The following is an 18,052-nucleotide window of genomic DNA, read 5'->3' as shown; positions in this document are numbered from 1 at the left end:
ACCGGGATGCCTGGCGTGATCAGTTCCGTCGAGGCGGGATAATCGGTACATGCGATTGTCCGCCCGGGTCGATTACGCGCTTCGCGCATCCGCCGAACTCGCCGTCGGCGGCGAGCGTCCCGTGACGGCCGTCCAGCTGGCTGAGGCGCAACAGATTCCCCCGAAGTTCCTGGAGAACATCCTCAGCCAGCTGCGCCGTTCGGGCCTGGTCCGCAGTCAGCGCGGTCCGGAGGGCGGCTACTGGCTCGCCCGCCCGGCGGACCAGATCTCGCTGGCCGACATCATCCGGGCCATCGACGGCCCGCTCGTCGGTGTGCGCGGAGAACGGCCGGAGCACCTGGGGTACGAAGGACCGGCACGCGCGCTGCAGACCGTCTGGATCGCCCTGCGCGCCAGCGAGCGGGCCATCCTCGAGCAGGTGACCCTCGCCGACGTGGCCTCCGGTGAGCTGCCCCCCGGGGTGCAGAAGCTGACCGAGGACCCGGCCGCCTGGGACTCCCCCGCCTTCCGGAGCTAGATTCCGAGTGCCGGAGGGAGACGTCGTCTGGGCGGCCGCCAAGCGGCTGCACGCGGCGCTGGCCGGGCGCGTTCTGACGCGCAGCGACTTCCGGGTCCCGCGCTATGCCACCACCGATCTGACCGGCCGTTCGGTCATCGACACGATCTCCCGTGGCAAGCACCTGCTCACCCGGGTCGAGGGCGACATCACCGTGCACACGCACCTGCGGATGGAGGGAGCGTGGCGGATCCGGCGGGCCGGCCCCCCGCCCCCGCGCGACCACCGTCTCCGGCTGATCCTGGCGAACGCCGAGTGGCAGGCGCTGGGCTACTCCCTCGGCGTCGTCGAGGTCGTGCGCACCTCGCGAGAGGACCGCGTCGTCGGCCACCTGGGGCCCGACCTGCTGGGCCCCGACTGGGACCCGGCCGAGGCGGTGCGCCGCCTGCGGGAGCGTCCGGAGCAGGCGATCGGCGAGGCGCTGCTCGACCAGACGCGGCTCGCCGGCATCGGCAACCTCTACAAGGCGGAGGTGCTCTTCCTGCGGGGCGTGGACCCGTGGTGCCCCGTCGGCGAGGTCTCCGACCTGGAGCGCCTGGTGGAGCTCGCCCAGCGGCTGCTCGACGCCAACAAGGACCACCTCGACCAGATCACCACGGGCGAACGCCGGCCGGGCGCGCAGCACTGGGTGTACGGGCGCGCCGGGCGGCCCTGCCGGCGCTGTGGCAGGCCCATCCGACGGGCCGACCAGGGCGACCGGCCCGAGGAGCGGATCACCTACTGGTGCCCGTCCTGCCAGCCGAGGCGCGCCACACCGTCCTGAAGGATCATGGCGGCGGAGATCCTCCGCCGCCATGGGTTGGTCCTGCGCCGGCCGCTCGCCCGGGGCCGCATCGCGCGCTCAGCGCTGGGCCTCGAACATCCAGTGCTGCTTCTCCAGGTCCTGCGCGACGGCGATCAGCAGGTCCTGGGTGACCAGGTCCGAGTCGTCCGTCGTCTCGATGCGGTCGCGGAACCGCTGGATCATCTGGGCGAGCAGGTCGGTGATCGCGGCGACCACCTTGTCGTCCTGCAGATAGCCGGCGTCCAGCTGGTGGACCTTGGTCGTCTCGGCGACCGTACGCGCCCGGCCGTCCGGGTTCACCCCGATCGCCACCGCCCGCTCGGCCACCGTGTCCGCGTGCGCACGGGCCAGGTCGACGAGCTCGTCGAGCTGCAGATGGAGCGAGCGGAAGTTGCGTCCCGTGAGATTCCAGTGCGCCTGCTTGCCCAGCAGGTGCAGATCGACGAGATCCACCAGCGACTCCTGCAGCGCGGCGCCGGTGACCTTCCGCGCCTCGTCGGGAAGCGGGCTCTTCACGGTCGACATCGCCGGGTCTCCTTCTCAGTGAGGTCGATATCCCCTTGTCAGGGGCGACCCTTCCCGAGAAGGGGCCGGATAACCGTGCGGTCCCGGCCGCGTCGGGGGCCACCCGACCCGGACCCGTGGACACGAACGCCCACCTCCCGGAGACGCGAACACCCACCTCCCGGAGACGCGAACGCCCCGGTCGCGGATTCCGCGACCGGGGCGCTGCGTGCGTTTCGGACGGGCCGTCAGGCCGCGACCATGTCGGCGCGAAGCGCGGTCTCGATCGTCTCGGGGGTGTTGGGAATGGCGTCGGCCGAGATCGCCTCGCCGTCGAGCCGCTCGTGCTCCGGCGGCGCACCTGCCATCACCGGCTCCTGCTGGAGCTCGGCGAGCGCCAGTTGATCGGAGACGTCGCGCAGCACGTGCGAGAGCGGCACGCCGAGGGCTTTGCAGATCGAGGCGAGCAGCTCCGAGGAGGCTTCCTTCTGTCCCCGCTCAACCTCGGACAGATAACCCAGCGACACGCGTGCCGCCGCGGAAACTTCCCGGAGGGTACGGCCTTGGCGCAGCCGCAGCTGCCGGAGTACGTCGCCGAGCAGCTGACGAAGCAGGACCATGTCTCGCTCCCTCCGTGTGTCCTGACTCATCTACCGGTTCCACCGTACCTGTCTTCACGATGCACGTGGCAGACCGAAACTTTCATGTTCGCTTCCGACGTAACGCTGTAATCACCCCGGTTCTTCCCGGTTGCCCGCCGTGACGGACCAACTCTCGCTGAACTCCAGTGTGAGCAGATGACGCCGCAACAGGTCAAGTGCATGGACGACCGTCATCCTGCGAATCGGGCCACGAGCGCGTTCGCCGTCGCCCGGGACCGGCAGCCGGACCGACCGGACCACCGGCGGAGCGCCGGCGTCGGCCAGCCCGATGTGCACCGTGCCCACCGGTTCCCCGTCCTGCGGCTCGGGCCCGGCCACCCCGGTGACGGCGAGGCCGTAGGTGGCGCCGAGCCGCTCGCGGACCCCGGTGGCCATGGCGGCGGCGACATCCGGGTGGACCGCGCCGTGCGCGGCGAGCAGATCGGCCGGAACGCCCAGAAGCGAATGTTTGAGAGGGGTCGCGTACGCGACCACCCCTCCGAGAAACGTCGCCGACGACCCCGGCATTCCCGTGAGCTCGGCGCCGAGCAGGCCGCCGGTGAGCGACTCGGCCACCGCGACCGTGGCGTTCCGCTCCGCCAGCACGTGGTGGACGACCCGGTCGAGGTCGAGATCCTCCTCGGCGTACACCGAAGCGCCCAGCAGGTCGCGCGCCATCGCCGCGGCCTCGGCCACCTGGTCCTCGCCGGCGGCCGTGATCCGCACCCGGACCTCTCCCGCTGTCGGGTAGTAGGCGAGGCGCACGCCGGGGAGCGCCTCGACCGGCGCGAGCCGCGCGGCGATCACCGACTCCCACACCGTCGCCGTGCGCAGCACACGCGCCGCCACGGGGGTCCCGATCAGCTCGGGCAGCACGTGCTCGTCGACGATGGCGCGCATCTCGGCCGGCACGCCCGGCACGGCGTACGCGACGCCGCCGGAGAGCTCCACGCGCAGGCCCGGCGCGGTACCGGCGGGGTTGGGCAATCGCCGGGCGCCCTCGGGGACGTCGGCCATCCGCAGCGCCGACTCCCTCAGCGGCACGCCGCGGGTGACCGCCCGCTCGCGCAGCCGGGCCTCCAGGTCCGGGTCGCGGCGCAGGGCGACCCCCGCGGCGCGGGCCAGCGCGTCCCGCGTCACATCGTCGGAGGTGCCGCCGAGGCCGCCGGTGACGATGACGGCGTCCGTGCGCTCCAGGGCCTCCCTGAGCGCCGTAATGATCGTTTCGGTGTCGTCGGGAACGACGACGTCCCGGACGACCTCCACGCCCGCCTCCGTGAGGCGCCTGCCGAGCCACCCGGCGTTGCCGTTGAAGATGTCGCCCCGCAGGAGTTCGTCACCGACGTTCAGCAGCTCTACGCGCACGCCCGTCCCTCCAGAGTCTCCACGCCTTGACGAGGTAGTCCAGGCCTGTGACCACGGTCACCACCGTGGCGGCCCCCATGACGATCCAGCGCAGCGGGTCGATCGGCCCGGGCATGACGTACAGCCCGATGGCGATCACCTGCAGCATGGTCTTGAGCTTGCCGCCGCGGCTGGCGGCGATCACGCCGTACCTGATCACGACGAACCGCAGCAGCGTGATGCCCAGCTCGCGGACGAGGATGGCGATGGTCACCCACCACCAGAGGCGGCCGAGCAGCGAGAGACCGACCAGCGCCGACCCGACGAGCGCCTTGTCGGCGATCGGGTCGGCGATCTTGCCGAAGTCGGTGATGAGGTTGCGCCGGCGGGCGAGCTCGCCGTCGAAGCGATCGGTGAGCGACGCCACGGCGAACATCCCCAGCGCGGCGACCCGCCACCAGGTGCCGTCGAGGAACAGCAGCCAGACGAAGAACGGGACGAGCACGAGGCGGACGACGGTCAGCAGGTTGGCGATGTTGAGCACGCCCGCCTGCGGGGCCGCCGACGGGGAGAGCGGTTCGTCGCCGGCGGAGGTCGTCATGCGCCGTCCACGACGGCGAGGAGGTCGACGCCCATCGCCTCGACGACGCGCGCCCGGACGATCCGCCCCACGGGAGCGTCGCCCTTCAGGGTCACCACCCCGTCGATCTCGGGCGCCTGGTGCGCGGCCCGGCCCTCGCCGGGCTCCTCGACCAGCACCTCCACCGTCGAGCCGATGCGCTCCTCGGCCCGCTGGGCGGTGAGCTCCTCGGCGAGCGAGGACAGGTCGGCGACGCGGGCGTCGATCTCGGCGGCGTCGAGCTTGCCGTCGAAACCGACCGCCTCGGTGCCCTCCTCGTCGGAGTAGCCGAACACCCCGACGGCGTCGAGACGCGCGGCGGTCAGGAACTGCGCGAGCTCGTCCACATCGTGTTCGGTCTCGCCGGGGAAGCCGACGATGAAGTTGGACCGCACGCCCGCCTCGGGGGCGAGGGCGCGAATCTGCTCGAGCAGCCCGAGGAACCGCTCGCGGTCGCCGAACCGCTTCATCCGGCGCAGCAGCGGCCCGCTGGCGTGCTGGAACGACAGGTCGAAGTACGGCGCGACGCCGGGCGTGGTGGCGATGGCCTCCAGCAGCCCGGGGCGCAGCTCGGCGGGCTGGAGGTAGCTGACCCGGACCCGCTCGATCCCGGGCACGGCGGCGAGCTCGGGCAGCAGGGTCTCCAGCAGGCGGATGTCGCCGAGGTCCTTGCCGTACGAGGTGGAGTTCTCGCTGACCAGGACGATCTCGCGGACGCCCTGACCGGCCAGCCAGTGGGCCTCGTCGAGGACGTCGGTGGGCCGGCGCGAGACGTACGCCCCGCGGAAGGCCGGGATGGCGCAGAACGTACAGCGCCGGTCGCAGCCGGACGCGAGCTTGAGCGGGGCCGCCGGGCCGCCGCCCAGGCGCCGCCGCAGCACGCGCGGGCCGCTCGCCGGGGCGACGCCCTCGGGCAGGTCCGGCGCGTCGAGGGCGGCCGGCGGATCACCGTGACCCGGGACGTGGACGTCGGCCGCGGACCGCTGCACCGGGCTGAGCGGCAGCAGCTTGCGCCGGTCCTGCGGCGTGTGGGCCCGGTGCGGGCGGCCGGCGAGAACGTCGTCGAGGCGCTCGCCGATGGCGGCGTAGTCGTCGAAGCTCAGCACCGCGTCGGCCTCGGGCAGCGACTCGGCAAGCTCCGCGCCGTACCGCTCGGCGAGGCACCCGGCCGCCACGACCCGCGCCCCGGAGTCGGAGGCCGCGAGCAGGGTGTCGATCGAGTCCTTCTTCGCGGCGTCGATGAAGCCGCAGGTGTTGACGAGGACGACCGAGGCGTCGCCGGAGTCGTCGAGCGTCCAGCCCGCGCTCTCCAGGCGTGCCGCGAGCTCCTCGGAGTCGACCTCGTTGCGGGCGCAGCCGAGGGTGACGAGGGAGACGGTCCGGCGCTCCGCCGAGTCGGTGGAATGGTCGGCGGTGGTCACGCGCGGCGCTCCCCTCTCGCGGGGCGCGTGCGCGGCGCGACCGCGGGCTCAGTACGCGAGGTGGACATGCCCCATACGGTACTGGCCCGCGGAAGGCCGACGGCCGTCAGCCTTTCTGCGGATCTTTCGGGCCGAAGTCGAGCCGGACGACCTGGCCGTCCTGACCCGGTGAGCCGACGTCCTTGCCGTTCACGGTGAGGTGCACCCCGCCGCCGTTGCCGATGACCAGGCGGAGGTGCTTCTTGGCCGACCACTCCTCGGTCTGGCCGGGGCGGATGACGCCGCTGAACAGCTGTTTGCCCTTGTCGTCCTGGACGCTGAGCCAGCTCGCCCGCTTGGCCTTCAGGCGTACGGTGACCTCCTTGCGGGGCGCCTGGGCCACGGCGGCGGTGTGCGACGGACGGACGGTCGCCGACGGGGTCGCGGCGGGCGCGGCGGCCCGCTCGGCGGCCTTGTGCCGCTCCTGCCCCGTGGCGACCCGGAAGATCCCGTAGGACACGACGACGACCAGGGCGGCGGCCATGGCGGCGCTCCAGTTCGGCGAGCGCCGTTCCAGGATCTTGACCGGGGTCTTCGCCTCGAAGGCCAGCCGGGCCGAGATCGCCTGCGGCGCGCCCCCGTGCGCGTCGTCGTACTCCTGCACGAGCGGTTCGGGGTCGATCCCGGTGGCGCGTGCGATGCTGCGGATGTGGCCGCGGGCGTAGAAGTCCCCGCCGCACATGCTGAAGTCGTCGCGCTCGATGGCCTGGAGCACCGTCTCACGGATGCGGGTCCGGCCGGCGACCTGCGGGACGCTGAGACCCGCCTCCTGGCGGGCCTTCGCGAGGGTGCCACCGATCGTCACGACACGCCTCCTGGGAACCTCGTGGCGGTGTTCAGGTCCACGCCGCCGGGTCGCCTCCCCGCTCCGCGATCAGTCTATGAAGACGGTGCGTGAGAAGCGATCTGCAACGCGCACTAAGTCAGCTACCCCACGATCTCGATCGCTACTCTCCGCGCAGGGTTGCCAGCACACCGGGCAGATCGTCGGGTTTGACCAGGACGTCGCGTGCCTTCGACCCCTCACTGGGGCCCACTATGTCCCGGCTTTCCAGAAGGTCCATGAGGCGCCCGGCCTTCGCGAAACCGACGCGCAGCTTGCGCTGCAGCATCGAGGTCGAGCCGAACTGGGTGGAGACGATCAGCTCGGCCGCCTGGATCAGCAGGTCGAGGTCGTCGCCGATGTCCTCGTCGATCTCCTTCTTGCGCGTCTCCGCCGCGGCGACGTCCTCGCGGTAGTCGGGCTCGGCCTGCTTCTTGCAGTGCTCGACGACCTCGTGGATCTCCTTCTCGGAGACGTAGGCGTTCTGCAGCCGCATGGGCTTGCTCGCGCCCATCGGCAGGAACAGCGCGTCACCCTGGCCGACCAGCTTCTCCGCGCCCGGCTGGTCGAGGATGACGCGGCTGTCGGCGAGGCTGGAGGTCGCGAACGCCAGCCGGGACGGGACGTTCGCCTTGATCAGGCCGGTGACGACGTCGACGCTGGGCCGCTGCGTGGCCAGCACCAGGTGGATGCCCGCCGCGCGGGCCAGCTGGGTGATGCGCACGACCGAGTCCTCGACGTCGCGGGGCGCGACCATCATGAGGTCGGCCAGCTCGTCGACGATCACCAGGAGGTAGGGGTACGGCTGGTAGACGCGCTCGCTGCCCGGCGGAGGGGTGAGCTTGCCCGCGACGACGGCCTTGTTGAAGTCGTCGATGTGGCGGTACCCGGAGGCGGCGAGGTCGTCGTAGCGGCGGTCCATCTCGCCGACCACCCACTGCAGCGCCTCGGCGGCCTTCTTGGGATTGGTGATGATCGGCGTGATCAGGTGCGGGATGCCGGCGTACGAGGTGAGCTCGACGCGCTTGGGATCGACGAGCACCATGCGGACCTCGTCGGGCGTGGCGCGCATGAGGATCGAGGTGATCAGGCCGTTGATGCAGGTCGACTTACCGGCGCCGGTGGCACCCGCGATCAGCATGTGCGGCATCTTGGCGAGGTTGGCGACGACCGTACGGCCCTCGACGTCCTTGCCGAGGCCGACGAGCATCGGGTGGTGGTCGTTCGTCGCCACCGGGGACCGCAGGGTGTCGCCCAGGCTGACGATGTCCTTGTCGGTGTTGGGGATCTCGACGCCGATCGCGGACTTGCCGGGGATCGGGGAGATGATCCGCACGTCGGCGCTCTTGACCGCGAGCGCGATGTTCTTGGCCAGCGCGGTGATCCGCTCGACCTTGACGGCGGGGCCGAGCTCGATCTCGTACCGGGTGATCGTCGGACCGCGCGTGAAGCCGGTGACCTGGGCGTCGATGTTGAACTGGTCGAGCACCTCGGACAGGGCGTTCACGACGACGTCGTTGGCCTTGGTGCGCGGCTTGACGACCGATCCGGCCTTCAGGACGCCCGGGGCCGGCAGCGTGTAGGACCCGTCGCCCGGCGAGGAGGTCGACAGGGTCAGCTGCTCGGTGATCCGCGGCGCCGGTGTCGGGTCCGGTGGCGCGGGAAGGGCCGGCGGCTCCGGAGGCTCCAGCAGCTCGTCGGCGAGACTCGGCCGGTCGTCCTCCTCGAAGATCTCGTCGGCGCGGACGACCTTGGTCTCGGACACGACCGGCGTGTCGTACGGCTGGGCGTGCTCGCCGACCTCGACCTCGGTCTTGCGGGACCGTTTCCCATTCTTTGCGGTCTTTCGCGCCGGCTCCGGCTCGAGCTCCAGCGCCTCCGCCTCGCGCAGCAGCATCCGGTCGCGCAGCTCGGCGAGGCGGTCCGGCACCCGGTGCACGGGCGTCGCGGTCACGACGAGGATTCCGAAGCCGACCAGGAGCAGCTGCAGCGGGACCGCGACGAACGCGGTGACGGTGCTGGTGAGCGGCGCGGACAGCAGCCAGCCGATCAGGCCGCCGCTGTGCTGCAGGGCGTGCTCGCCCGCGCTGGGGTACGGCGTGCCGTGCGCGATGTGGACGATGCCGACGACGCCGCCGACCAGCGCCGCGCAGCCGATGAGGATGCGGCCGACGTCGCCGTTGCGATCGGGGTGGCGCAGCAGCCGCCAGGCCGGCAGCAGGCAGATCAGCGGCAGCACCATGGCCAGCGACCCCAGGCAGTCGCGGATCAGCCGGCCGAGGTTCTTCAGCACCCAGGTCTGCGGGTCGAACCAGGTCGCCGCGGCCAGGACGATGGCCAGGCCGAGGAAGGCGAGGCCCTGCCCGTCCCGGCGGTGCTCCACGTCCAGCTCGCGGGCCCCGCGGCCGAACGCCCGCGCCGACCCGCCCACGATCCGGGCCAGGAGCAGCCACATCTGAGCCACGAACTGCCAGAAGCCGATGAACAGGGTGCTGATCGGATCCGGCCGTTGCGGGGGGCGGGGACGCGCCGCCGGGCGGGACGCGGCCGGTGCGCGCTTGCGGGCCCCGGACGCGCGCGCGGGGCTCTTCGCGGCCGGTGCCTTGCCTCCGGCCGCCGGTTTACGGGCGGCGGGCCTTCGCGCCGTGCCGCCACGCGTACCTGAGGAGGAGCCCTTCGCACCCCCGGGCGTACGTGTGGCCATGATGGCGAGACTAGCGGCGGCCCGCCCGCCACCGGGTGAACCTCGCCTTACGGCGTGTCGTCGATCGGCGGTCGCCGGACCGGACCGATCGTCCGATCCCGCCCGGACGCCCGGCGGTCCCCGTCCCGTACGACTCCGTCCCGTACGGTTCCGTCGCATCCGGGGGCGCAGGCCGAACCGGTCCGGTCCACGCGGGACCGGACCGGCTCTCCGGAAGATCAGACCTCGACGATGACCGGGATGATCATCGGGCGGCGGCCGAAGGTCTCGTTGACCCATCGGCCCACCGCGCGGCGTACGAGCTGCCGGAGCTGATGGATGTCGTTGATGCCGTCGGCGGCGGCGGTGTCCAGAACATCCTCGATGCGCGGGATGACGGGATCGAAGCTGTCGATGCCGGCTCCGCGAGCGTGGATCTCCGGGCCGCCGAGGGGCTTGCCGCTCTCGGAGTCGACCACGACGACGATGGAGACGAACCCCTCGTCGCCGAGGATGCGGCGGTCCTTCAGCGAGGTCTCGGTGATCTCGCCCACCGACAGGCCGTCGACGTAGACGTATCCGGCGCGGACGGCTCCGACGATCTCGGCCTTGCCGTCGACCAGGTCCACCACGACGCCGTCCTCGGCGAGGATGACGTTCTCGTGGGGGACGCCGGTGAGCTCGGCCAGCCGGGCGTGCGCGCGCAGGTGACGCCACTCGCCGTGGACCGGCATGAAGTTGCTCGGCCGGGTCATGTTCAGGACGTACAGCAGCTCACCGGCCGGGGAGTGACCGGAGACGTGCACGAGCGCGTTGCCCTTGTGGACGACCCGCGCGCCCCAGCGGGTGAGGCCGTTGATGACGCGGTTGACGGCGTTCTCGTTGCCGGGGATGAGGGACGACGCGAGGATCACCGTGTCGCCCTCCTCGATCCGGATCTGGTGGTCCCGGTTGGCCATCCGCGACAGCGCCGACATCGGCTCGCCCTGCGAACCGGTGCAGACGAGCACCACCTTGTCCGCGGGCAGGCCGTCGATCTCCTTCTGATCGACCATGATCCCGCCGGGCACCTGCAGGTACCCCAGGTCGCGGGCGACGCCCATGTTGCGCACCATCGACCGGCCGACGAGGCAGACCTTGCGGCCGCAGGCGTGGGCGGCGTCCAGGACCTGCTGGACGCGGTGGACGTGTGAGGCGAAGCACGCGACGATGACGCGCTTCTCCGCCACGCGCACCACGTCGCTCAGGACGACGCCGATGTCACGCTCGCTGGTGACGAAGCCGGGCACCTCGGCGTTCGTGGAGTCCGACAGCAGCAGGTCGATGCCCTCCTCGCCCAGGCGGGCGAACCCGCCGAGGTCGGTGAGGCGGCCGTCCAGCGGCAGCTGGTCCATCTTGAAGTCGCCGGTGGCCAGCACCAGGCCGGCGGGCGTGCGGATCCCGACCGCGAGGGCGTCCGGGATCGAGTGGTTGACCGCGAGGAACTCGCAGTCGAACGGTCCAAAGGACTGCCGGTCGCCCTCGGCGACCCGGAGCAGGACCGGGGTGATGCGGTGCTCGGCGAGCTTGGCCTCCAGCAGCGCGAGGGTCAGCCGCGAGCCCACGACGGGGATGTCCGGCCGCTCGCGCAGGAGGTACGGCACGGCGCCGATGTGGTCCTCGTGCCCGTGGGTCAGGATCACCGCCGCGACGTCGTCGAGGCGGTCCCGGATGTAGTCGAAGTCCGGCAGGATCAGGTCGACGCCGGGCTGTTCGGTCTCGGGGAACAGCACGCCGCAGTCGACGATCAGCAACCGGCCGTCGTACTCGAACACCGTCATGTTGCGGCCGATCTCGCCGAGGCCGCCGAGCGGCACGATCCGCAGGCCGCCCTGGACGAGCGGCCGCGGACTACCGAGACCGGGATGCGGATGACTCATCGCCACGCCCCCTCGCCTGATCGCGCGGGGGCGTGGTCATGCGCGTTGGTCACGCGCCCTCCTACCTATTCAGCGGCTCGCCTCTCCGGCGATGCCTTGGAACCTGTGGTCCGCTCACGGACCCTCCACGATCTTGACGCCGCCGGCGATGAGGTCCTCGCGCAGCGCGGCGGTGAACTCCGGCGTCGCGTCCACCAGGGGCGGGCGGACGGTGCCGCCGGGCAGCCCCAGCAGGGACAGCGCGGCCTTGGTGGCGATGACGCCCTGGGTGCGGGTCATGACGGCGGTGATGACGGGCAGGAGCCTGCGGTGGATCTCCGTGGCGCGCCGGACGTCGCCGCCGAGGAACGCGTCGATCATCTCGCGCAGGTCGGCGCCGACGACGTGGCCGACCACGCTCACGAACCCGGCCGCGCCGACCGACAGCCAGGGCAGGTTGAGCGCGTCGTCGCCGGAGTAGAACACCAGGTCCGTCTCGGCCATCAGCTTCGAGGCCCCGAACAGGTCGCCCTTCGCCTCCTTCACCGCGACGATCCGCGGGTGGTCGGCGAGCCGCAGCAGCGTCTCGGCCGCGATGGGCGTGCCGGTACGGCCGGGGATGTCATAGAGCATCACCGGCAGGCCGGTCGCGTCCGCCACGGTGGTGAAGTGGCGCGCGAGTCCTTCCTGCGGCGGCTTGTTGTAGTACGGGGTGACGACCAGGAGACCGTGGGCGCCGGCCTGCTCGGCCTGGCGTGCCAGCCTCAACGTGTGCTCGGTGTGGTTCGTGCCGACGCCGGCGACGATCGTCGCGCGGTCGCCGACCGCCTCTAGGACGGTGCGCAGCAGGCGCTCGTCCTCCTCGTCGCTCGTCGTGGGCGACTCTCCCGTGGTCCCGCTGATGACGAGGCCGTCGTTGCGCTGCTCGTCCACCAGGTAGGCGGCCAGCCGTGCCGCCCCGTCGTAGTCGATGGTGCCGTCGGCGGCCATGGGGGTGACCATCGCGGTCAGCATCCGGCCGAAGGGCGCGGAGTCGTCACGTCCCTGCGACAGGGCGTTCGTGCTGGGTGCCATGTTCCGAACTTACCGGGCATCGGCGGTGGCCGGGAGCCGCGGGGACCTCCGTGTCGTCCCGCCCGGACCTCGGCCCGGCCTCGTCCCGGAGCGCGGAACCGCCCGTGTCAGCGGGGTCTTCGGCCCGTTCGGACGGCCGTGACGAGGAAGACGCCGCCAGAACACGCTCGGGGGTACGCGTTCTGACGACGTCACCTTCAGCATCGGAATTCAGAAAACCGGCGTTACCGGAGAACCTTCACGGGCTCTCGTACGTTGGAGTGGTTGGGACGGGGTTCCGCCGGGGTCTGGCGGGGCTGGCGGAGCTCCTCCCGGCGGAGGATGCGCGCCTCGGTGGCAGGGGTCTGGGGCTCTCCGCGCCGGTCACCCACCCGACCGGCGCACCGGCCACCGAGGCGCGCGCATCCGCGCCTGGAGGTGTCCGGTGGATCGCACCGGACACCCATCAGCCCGTCAGGCGTCCTGGCGAGCGCCGAGATGCTCACGCAGCTTCAGCTCGAGTTCATCCCTGCTCCGCGCGCGCAGGCACTCGTTGCGGCGTACCGCCCACCAGTGCCCGGAGCCTCCGAGCCCGAACCGCCAACCGGAGTAATCGGCCGTCAGCTGCTGCAGCTGAAGGGCCGCCCCCTGGACAGTGTCCTCCATGTGCATCTCTCCCGAACCTCCCACACCGCCAGCCGCGGCGATCCGCACCACGGTCGCCGGAAATCCTTCCCCGTGTGAGGACGAATCGACCACATGGCCGCGAGCGGTCAGGAGGTCCACAGGGAAGGTCTTCACCTGCGAAGACGAGTCATTTAATCAGCTTTTGCGGCATGTATCGCAAGGGTCAGATTTGGTTGTCCGCCGGCGTCCACGCGCGCGCTGACGGACGGTGCCCGCGCGCGTACGGCGGGACGTGATCGGACGGCCGCCGGCGCGGTCTCCGGGGCCGGGTCAGCGCGGTGGGCCGAGCCACCCGGCGCGGTACGCCGCCCACTCCCGGTCGTCCGTCGTCCAGTCGGCGTACACGGCCACGCCGTACGGCCGCCGGGGCGGGCGGCGCAGCCGCGCGACGCCCTGCCGGACGCCGCGCAGCGCGGTGGGCAGGTCCTCCGCCCACGGGGTGGGCGACCGGTAGGTCGGCACTCCCATGAAGACGGTCACGCGATCGCCGATCAGTGACAGCACCCGCTCGGTGTGGTGGGCGAAGTGCCATCCGGCGAGCGCCCGCGTCGGCGCCTCCGAGTCGTAGGTCATGATCGCCACCTGGTCGACGCGGTCCGCGACCGCCTTCAGGTAGGCCGCCGTTGGCCGCGGTGGATAGTGGGCCGCCCCGCGCGGCAGCACGAGCCGGAACAGCGGCTGCGTCCAGTCGGCGAGCCCCGGTTGCTCCAGCGCGACCGACAGCAGCCGTCCCCGGGCCCGGGTGAGCTCGCGGGTGCGCGCCAGCAGGTCGAGGAAGTCCCGGTCGTCGGGGTAGATCGGCTCGATGTCGTAGTGGATGCCGGCGAAGCCGAGGTCCAGCAGGGCGCGGTCGGTGTTCAGGACGTTCGCCCGCGTCGCCGCCGCACGCAGGTCCAGCGGACCGCCGCCGGAACGCTCGACCTGCCCGACGTACGCCTGGGCGTGCACGCCCGGCGCGAGCCGGCGCAGCGCCGCGAGCAGCTCGGCGGCGTGACCGTACCGCGCCGGCGGGATCCTCCCGTCGCCGGTCAACGGGCCGACGTGGAAGAAGACATCGGTGATCCGATCTCGGGTGAGGACGCCGGCGAGGGCGCGGTACTCGCTCTCGGCGTGCGCCTCCCCCACCCACTGGTGCCGGGCCCACAGCGCGTTCGCGGTGCCGCCGTACACCGGCGGCTCCGGCTGCCACCGGAACCAGGCGTACCCGAAGAAGATCATCGATGCGCCGAGCACGGTCGCGCAGACCCATGCCACCGCGCGGGCGAGTCGCCGCGTCATGCCCCTCCTCGATCAGGGGTTGGGACGCCCGGAATCACCCGCGGGTTCGCCGCAGCCCGCGATCAGCGTTCGGCGATGTTCTGGTCGAGGACGGGCTTGACGTCGACGATGGGCGTTCCGTCCAGGGCTTCGAGGTCCTTGACCAGGACGCGCGGGCCGTCGATCGCCAGAACCGTCACGCGGTGCAGGCCGACCGGGTTCGGCCGGTCCGGCGACCGCGTGCCGAACACCCCCTGCGGCGGCCGGGCCAGGTCGCCGCGCGGGTGGACGACCAGGACGTCGTGGGACGCCCGGTCGAACCAGGTCAGCACGATGACCTGAGCACCGACGGCCAGCTCGCGCAGCCCCTCGCGGACGTCCTCGCGGAACACCAGCCATGCCTCCGGCGCGCCCTCGTCGCCCTGCCGGGGTGCCGCGGCCCGGTCGGTCAGCGGCGACTCGACCCGGCCGATCGGGTGCACTTCGTACGAAGTTCCGTTCACCGTTCTCCCTCGTGATCGCGCGTACCGCCGCCCATCATGGCGCGCGGTGTGCGCGGGATGCTCGGTAAAGACGGGTGGTCTCGACCCTTTCGGCGTGATCTGCCGTTTGTCGCCGAGACCTTTACCGAGCCGGTCCGTCCCCGTTCAGCGCCTCCGGGCCCCGCCGGGCGTCACCGTGGAGACGGCCGCCGGATGGGCCGGTGCGGCGGCGCGGGAGACGCGCGCCCGCTGGGCGAGGAGGACGCACACCAGCACGCCGGCCGCCGCGGCGACCGTTCCGGCGCCCGCGTGTTCACCCAGCAGCAGCCACGCCCAGACCAGTGTGAGCAGCGGCTGGGCGAGCTGAACCTGGCTCGCCCGCGCCACCCCCGCCTTCGCGAGCCCGGCGTACCAGGCGAAGAACCCGAGGAACATCGACACGCCCGACACGTACGCCAGGCCGGCGACCGCCGCGCCGCTCCAGTGCGCGGGCGTGGCGGCCAGCAGCCCCACGGTGACGGGCACCGTGATCGGCGCGACGAGGACGAGCGCCCACGACACGACCTGCGGGCCGGGCATCTCGCGGGCCAGCCGGCCGCCTTCGGCGTATCCGAGGCCGCACGTCACCAGCGCGCCGAACAGCAGCGCGTCCGCGAGTGAGAAACGCCCCACCCCGTTTCGCAGGGTGAACGCGACGATGACCGCCGCACCCGCCACGCTCGCCGCCCAGAACAGGGCCGAGGGGCGCTCACCGGCCCGTACGACGGCGAAGATCGCGGTCATGACGGGGAGCAGGCCGACCACCACGGCGGCGTGGGACGAGGAGGAGCCGTGGTCCAGGGCGAGCGTGGACAGCACCGGGAACCCGAACACGATGCCGAGCGCGACGACGCCGAGCGAGGCCCACTGACGCCCCCGTGGCCGCCGGGCGCGCATCAGCCGCAGCGCGACGACGGCGAGGAGGGCGGCGACGCCGGCCCGCCCGACGCCGATCAGGTACGGATCGAAGCCGCGCAGCGCGAACTCGGTGGCCGGGAGGGTGAAGGAGAAGGAGAGGACGCCGAGCGCGGCGGTGCCGAAGCCCGCGGGCAGCGCTACCGGGACTCGGAGAGTAGCGATATCCTGATTCTTCATGAACAACGATAGCAGTATCGCCGGTCTCGCCCAGGAGCTGCGGGCCGAGGTGGCGAGACTGCGCCCCGGCGACCGGCTGCCCTCCAGCCGGTCGCTGATGAGCCGGTACCAGGTCAGTCCCGTCACCGTGTCCCGCGCGATCCGGCTGCTCGCCGCCGAGGGCCTCGTCGTCGCCCGGCCCGGCAGCGGCACGTACGTCGCCGAACGGCTCCGGCCCGCTCCGGCGGAGCCGGCGGATCTGGACTGGCAGGCGGTGGCCCTCGGCGACCGCACCGTCGACGCCGAGGGCGTGGTGGGCCTGCTCACCCCGGCGCCCGAGAGCGTCATCGCGCTCAGCGGCGGTTATCTCGCACCCGCCCTGCAGCCCGTACGGGCGCTGGCCACGGCGGCCGCGCGGGCGGCCCGCCGGCCGGACGCGTGGGAGCGCCCGCCGTTGCCCGGCCTGCGCGACCTGCGCGAGTGGTTCGCCCGTACGGCCGGCGGCGACGTCACCGCGGCCGACGTGACCATCACCAGCGGGGGCCAGAGCTCGATCAGCCTGATCCTGCGCGCCCTGCTGCCACCCGGCGCGCCGCTGCTCGTCGAGTCGCCGACCTACCTCGGCGCGCTGGCCTCGGCGCGTTCCGCCGGGCTGCGTCCCGTGCCGGTGCCGGTCGACGACCAGGGCCTGCGCACCGACCTGCTGGCCGACGCGTTCGCGGCGACGGGGGCACGCGCGCTGTTCTGCCAGCCGACGTTCCACAACCCGACCGGCACGGTGCTGTCGGACCCGCGCCGCGAGCAGGTCCTGAACGTCGCCCGCGCGGCGGGCGCGTTCGTCGTCGAGGACGACTACAGCCGTCATCTGGCGATCGACCCGCCTCCCCCGCCGCTCGTCGCGTCGGACCGGGACGGCCGGGTCGTGCACATCGCGTCGCTCACCAAGGCCACCGCGCCGAGCCTGCGGGTCGCCGCCGTGATCGCCCGGGGACCGGTCGCCGAACGCATCCGCTCGGCCCAGGTCGTCGAGTCGTTCTTCGTCGCCCGGCCGCTCCAGGAGACCGCCCTGGAGCTCGTCACCTCCTCCGCTTGGCCCCGTCACCTGCGCACCGTCGGCGAGGAGCTGCGCCGGCGGCGTGACACGCTCACCACCGCGCTCGCGGCGGCCGGGCTGTCTCCCGCCGTCCGGCCGCGCGGGGGCCTGCACCTGTGGGTCGGCCTGCCCGAGGGCGTCGACGACGTCGCCCTGGCCGAGGCCGCGCTGCGCGGGGGCGTCCTGGTCAGCCCGGGACGGCGCTACTTCCCCGCCGAGCCGCCCAGGCCCCGCGTGCGGCTCAGCTATGGGACGGCGGCCGGCGAGACGGAGCTCACCGAGGGCGCGGGCCGCTTCGCCCGGACCCTGGCCGCGGCCGCCTCCCAGGGCCTGTCCCGGAGTCCTCGTCCGTAGCGAGCGGGAGGACGGCGGGGCCCCTCGAACAGGGCCTGACCCGCCCGCCCGTCACCGGTGATGGAAGTACGCTGGTGCCGAGATGGGAGGGCGCGTGAGCGAGCGCACCAGGAGCACACCGCCTTCGGTCGCTCCTCCGATGAAAGAGGGCGCCTCCGCCCTGCTGCTGCGGGACTTCGTCAACACCTACGACGTCGACTGCGACATCGACGACTTCGGCGCACCCTGGGACCTCAGCGGCTGGCTCGTCGAACGCGGGCTGACGCCGCCCGGCGCCCGCGCGGACGAGGCCGACCTGGCGCTCGCGGTCGCCTTCCGCGAGGGTCTGCGGCACGCGATGCTCGGCCACCACACACCGGACGCGGCGGGTCCGCCCGCCGACCTGGACCGGATCCTGACCGCACTCCCCCTGCGCGTGTCCCTGAACGGCCCGGCGCTGCTCCCGCTCGCAGGAGGGGTCCGCGGCGGGCTCGCGGCGATCGCGGCGGCGGTCATGCGGAGCGTCGCCGAGGGCGACTGGACCCGGCTGAAGGTCTGCCGGGAGACGACGTGCCGGTGGGCGTTCCTCGACACCTCGAAGAACCGCTCCCGCAGCTGGTGCTCGATGCGGATGTGCGGGAACCGGACGAAGACCCGCGCCTACCGCGCCCGCCGCCGCGCCGCCTCCCCCGGCACCTGACGCCGCTCGACGCCGGCCGGCC

Annotated in this window: 17 protein-coding genes; 4 read left to right on the top strand and 13 right to left on the bottom strand. The window is 72.6% G+C overall.

Features of this window, described 5'->3' with window-relative positions; all coding sequences use genetic code 11:
* The first annotated feature begins 49 nt into the window (after window positions 1-49).
* Together NDW01_RS00230 and NDW01_RS00225 are read left to right on the top strand one after the other, a co-directional pair.
* Window positions 50-517, top strand: a complete 468-nt coding sequence (locus NDW01_RS00230; RefSeq protein WP_252776796.1) for an RrF2 family transcriptional regulator — start codon at window positions 50-52, stop codon at window positions 515-517.
* 7 nt (window positions 518-524) lie between these two features.
* On the top strand, window positions 525-1,319 hold the full coding sequence (locus NDW01_RS00225) for a DNA-formamidopyrimidine glycosylase family protein (RefSeq protein ID WP_252815392.1): 795 nt from the start codon (window positions 525-527) through the stop codon (window positions 1,317-1,319).
* A 78-nt stretch (window positions 1,320-1,397) separates the two neighbouring features.
* Here NDW01_RS00225 and NDW01_RS00220 read toward each other — a convergent pair whose 3' ends face one another.
* The 13 genes from NDW01_RS00220 to NDW01_RS00160 form a co-directional block, all read right to left on the bottom strand.
* Complete coding sequence (locus NDW01_RS00220; protein WP_252815390.1) at window positions 1,398-1,865, bottom strand: Dps family protein; 468 nt, start codon at window positions 1,863-1,865, stop codon at window positions 1,398-1,400.
* Between the two features lie 227 nt (window positions 1,866-2,092).
* Window positions 2,093-2,464 carry a helix-turn-helix domain-containing protein gene (locus NDW01_RS00215; protein ID WP_252776786.1) on the bottom strand — a complete coding sequence of 124 codons (372 nt, stop codon included), beginning with the start codon at window positions 2,462-2,464 and terminating at the stop codon, window positions 2,093-2,095.
* Window positions 2,465-2,575: 111 nt separating this feature from the next.
* The gene (locus NDW01_RS00210; RefSeq protein ID WP_252815388.1) at window positions 2,576-3,850 is read right to left on the bottom strand and encodes a CinA family nicotinamide mononucleotide deamidase-related protein; all 1,275 of its coding nucleotides are present in this window, start codon (window positions 3,848-3,850) and stop codon (window positions 2,576-2,578) included.
* The gene (gene pgsA, locus NDW01_RS00205) at window positions 3,822-4,430 is read right to left on the bottom strand and encodes a CDP-diacylglycerol--glycerol-3-phosphate 3-phosphatidyltransferase (protein ID WP_252815386.1); all 609 of its coding nucleotides are present in this window, start codon (window positions 4,428-4,430) and stop codon (window positions 3,822-3,824) included. Before pgsA ends, NDW01_RS00210 begins: the two co-directional genes overlap by 29 nt.
* Window positions 4,427-5,869: a 30S ribosomal protein S12 methylthiotransferase RimO gene (rimO, locus tag NDW01_RS00200; RefSeq protein WP_252815384.1), complete on the bottom strand. Its 1,443-nt coding sequence runs from the start codon at window positions 5,867-5,869 to the stop codon at window positions 4,427-4,429. Before rimO ends, pgsA begins: the two co-directional genes overlap by 4 nt.
* Window positions 5,870-5,975: 106 nt before the next feature.
* On the bottom strand, window positions 5,976-6,713 hold the full coding sequence (locus NDW01_RS43635; protein ID WP_252815382.1) for a helix-turn-helix domain-containing protein: 738 nt from the start codon (window positions 6,711-6,713) through the stop codon (window positions 5,976-5,978).
* A 142-nt stretch (window positions 6,714-6,855) separates the two neighbouring features.
* A complete protein-coding gene (locus tag NDW01_RS00190; RefSeq protein WP_252815380.1) occupies window positions 6,856-9,435 on the bottom strand; it encodes an FtsK/SpoIIIE family DNA translocase in 2,580 nt (859 codons plus the stop codon).
* A 218-nt stretch (window positions 9,436-9,653) separates the two neighbouring features.
* Entirely contained in the window at window positions 9,654-11,333 is a 1,680-nt protein-coding gene (locus NDW01_RS00185) for a ribonuclease J (RefSeq protein WP_252815378.1), read from the bottom strand.
* Window positions 11,334-11,447: 114 nt separating this feature from the next.
* Complete coding sequence (gene dapA / locus NDW01_RS00180) at window positions 11,448-12,386, bottom strand: 4-hydroxy-tetrahydrodipicolinate synthase (protein WP_252815376.1); 939 nt, start codon at window positions 12,384-12,386, stop codon at window positions 11,448-11,450.
* A gap of 453 nt (window positions 12,387-12,839) precedes the next feature.
* A complete protein-coding gene (locus NDW01_RS00175) occupies window positions 12,840-13,031 on the bottom strand; it encodes a hypothetical protein (protein ID WP_252776761.1) in 192 nt (63 codons plus the stop codon).
* Window positions 13,032-13,322: 291 nt separating this feature from the next.
* Window positions 13,323-14,330 carry a glycoside hydrolase family 18 protein gene (locus tag NDW01_RS00170; RefSeq protein ID WP_252815374.1) on the bottom strand — a complete coding sequence of 336 codons (1,008 nt, stop codon included), beginning with the start codon at window positions 14,328-14,330 and terminating at the stop codon, window positions 13,323-13,325.
* Window positions 14,331-14,392: 62 nt separating this feature from the next.
* A complete protein-coding gene (tsaA, locus tag NDW01_RS00165) occupies window positions 14,393-14,812 on the bottom strand; it encodes a tRNA (N6-threonylcarbamoyladenosine(37)-N6)-methyltransferase TrmO (protein WP_252815372.1) in 420 nt (139 codons plus the stop codon).
* Between the two features lie 144 nt (window positions 14,813-14,956).
* The gene (locus NDW01_RS00160; protein WP_252815370.1) at window positions 14,957-15,925 is read right to left on the bottom strand and encodes a DMT family transporter; all 969 of its coding nucleotides are present in this window, start codon (window positions 15,923-15,925) and stop codon (window positions 14,957-14,959) included.
* Between NDW01_RS00160 and NDW01_RS00155 the strand changes: the two genes are divergently transcribed.
* Together NDW01_RS00155 and NDW01_RS00150 are read left to right on the top strand one after the other, a co-directional pair.
* Complete coding sequence (locus tag NDW01_RS00155; protein ID WP_252815368.1) at window positions 15,924-17,351, top strand: aminotransferase-like domain-containing protein; 1,428 nt, start codon at window positions 15,924-15,926, stop codon at window positions 17,349-17,351. The genes NDW01_RS00160 and NDW01_RS00155 overlap by 2 nt on opposite strands.
* A gap of 139 nt (window positions 17,352-17,490) precedes the next feature.
* A complete protein-coding gene (locus NDW01_RS00150; protein ID WP_252815366.1) occupies window positions 17,491-18,030 on the top strand; it encodes a CGNR zinc finger domain-containing protein in 540 nt (179 codons plus the stop codon).
* Window positions 18,031-18,052 lie beyond the last annotated feature (22 nt).

Source organism: Actinoallomurus soli, from assembly GCF_024055715.1.
GTDB classification, from domain to species: domain Bacteria; phylum Actinomycetota; class Actinomycetes; order Streptosporangiales; family Streptosporangiaceae; genus Actinoallomurus; species Actinoallomurus soli.
Note: the sequence above shows the minus strand (reverse complement) of the source record. Positions and strands in the feature narration are given on the sequence as shown.

Bases quoted from the DNA above. Each gene is read 5' to 3' on its own strand.
- NDW01_RS00230 (WP_252776796.1), top strand. From the start codon at position 50: ATGCGATTGTCCGCCCGGGTCGATTACGCGCTTCGCGCATCCGCCGAA.
- NDW01_RS00220 (WP_252815390.1), bottom strand. From the start codon at position 1,865: ATGTCGACCGTGAAGAGCCCGCTTCCCGACGAGGCGCGGAAGGTCACC.
- NDW01_RS00215 (WP_252776786.1), bottom strand. From the start codon at position 2,464: ATGGTCCTGCTTCGTCAGCTGCTCGGCGACGTACTCCGGCAGCTGCGG.
- pgsA (WP_252815386.1), bottom strand. From the start codon at position 4,430: ATGACGACCTCCGCCGGCGACGAACCGCTCTCCCCGTCGGCGGCCCCG.
- NDW01_RS00190 (WP_252815380.1), bottom strand. From the start codon at position 9,435: ATGGCCACACGTACGCCCGGGGGTGCGAAGGGCTCCTCCTCAGGTACG.
- NDW01_RS00185 (WP_252815378.1), bottom strand. From the start codon at position 11,333: ATGAGTCATCCGCATCCCGGTCTCGGTAGTCCGCGGCCGCTCGTCCAG.
- dapA (WP_252815376.1), bottom strand. From the start codon at position 12,386: ATGGCACCCAGCACGAACGCCCTGTCGCAGGGACGTGACGACTCCGCG.
- NDW01_RS00175 (WP_252776761.1), bottom strand. From the start codon at position 13,031: ATGGAGGACACTGTCCAGGGGGCGGCCCTTCAGCTGCAGCAGCTGACG.
- NDW01_RS00170 (WP_252815374.1), bottom strand. From the start codon at position 14,330: ATGACGCGGCGACTCGCCCGCGCGGTGGCATGGGTCTGCGCGACCGTG.
- NDW01_RS00155 (WP_252815368.1), top strand. From the start codon at position 15,924: ATGAACAACGATAGCAGTATCGCCGGTCTCGCCCAGGAGCTGCGGGCC.
- NDW01_RS00160 (WP_252815370.1), bottom strand. From the start codon at position 15,925: ATGAAGAATCAGGATATCGCTACTCTCCGAGTCCCGGTAGCGCTGCCC.
- NDW01_RS00150 (WP_252815366.1), top strand. From the start codon at position 17,491: ATGAAAGAGGGCGCCTCCGCCCTGCTGCTGCGGGACTTCGTCAACACC.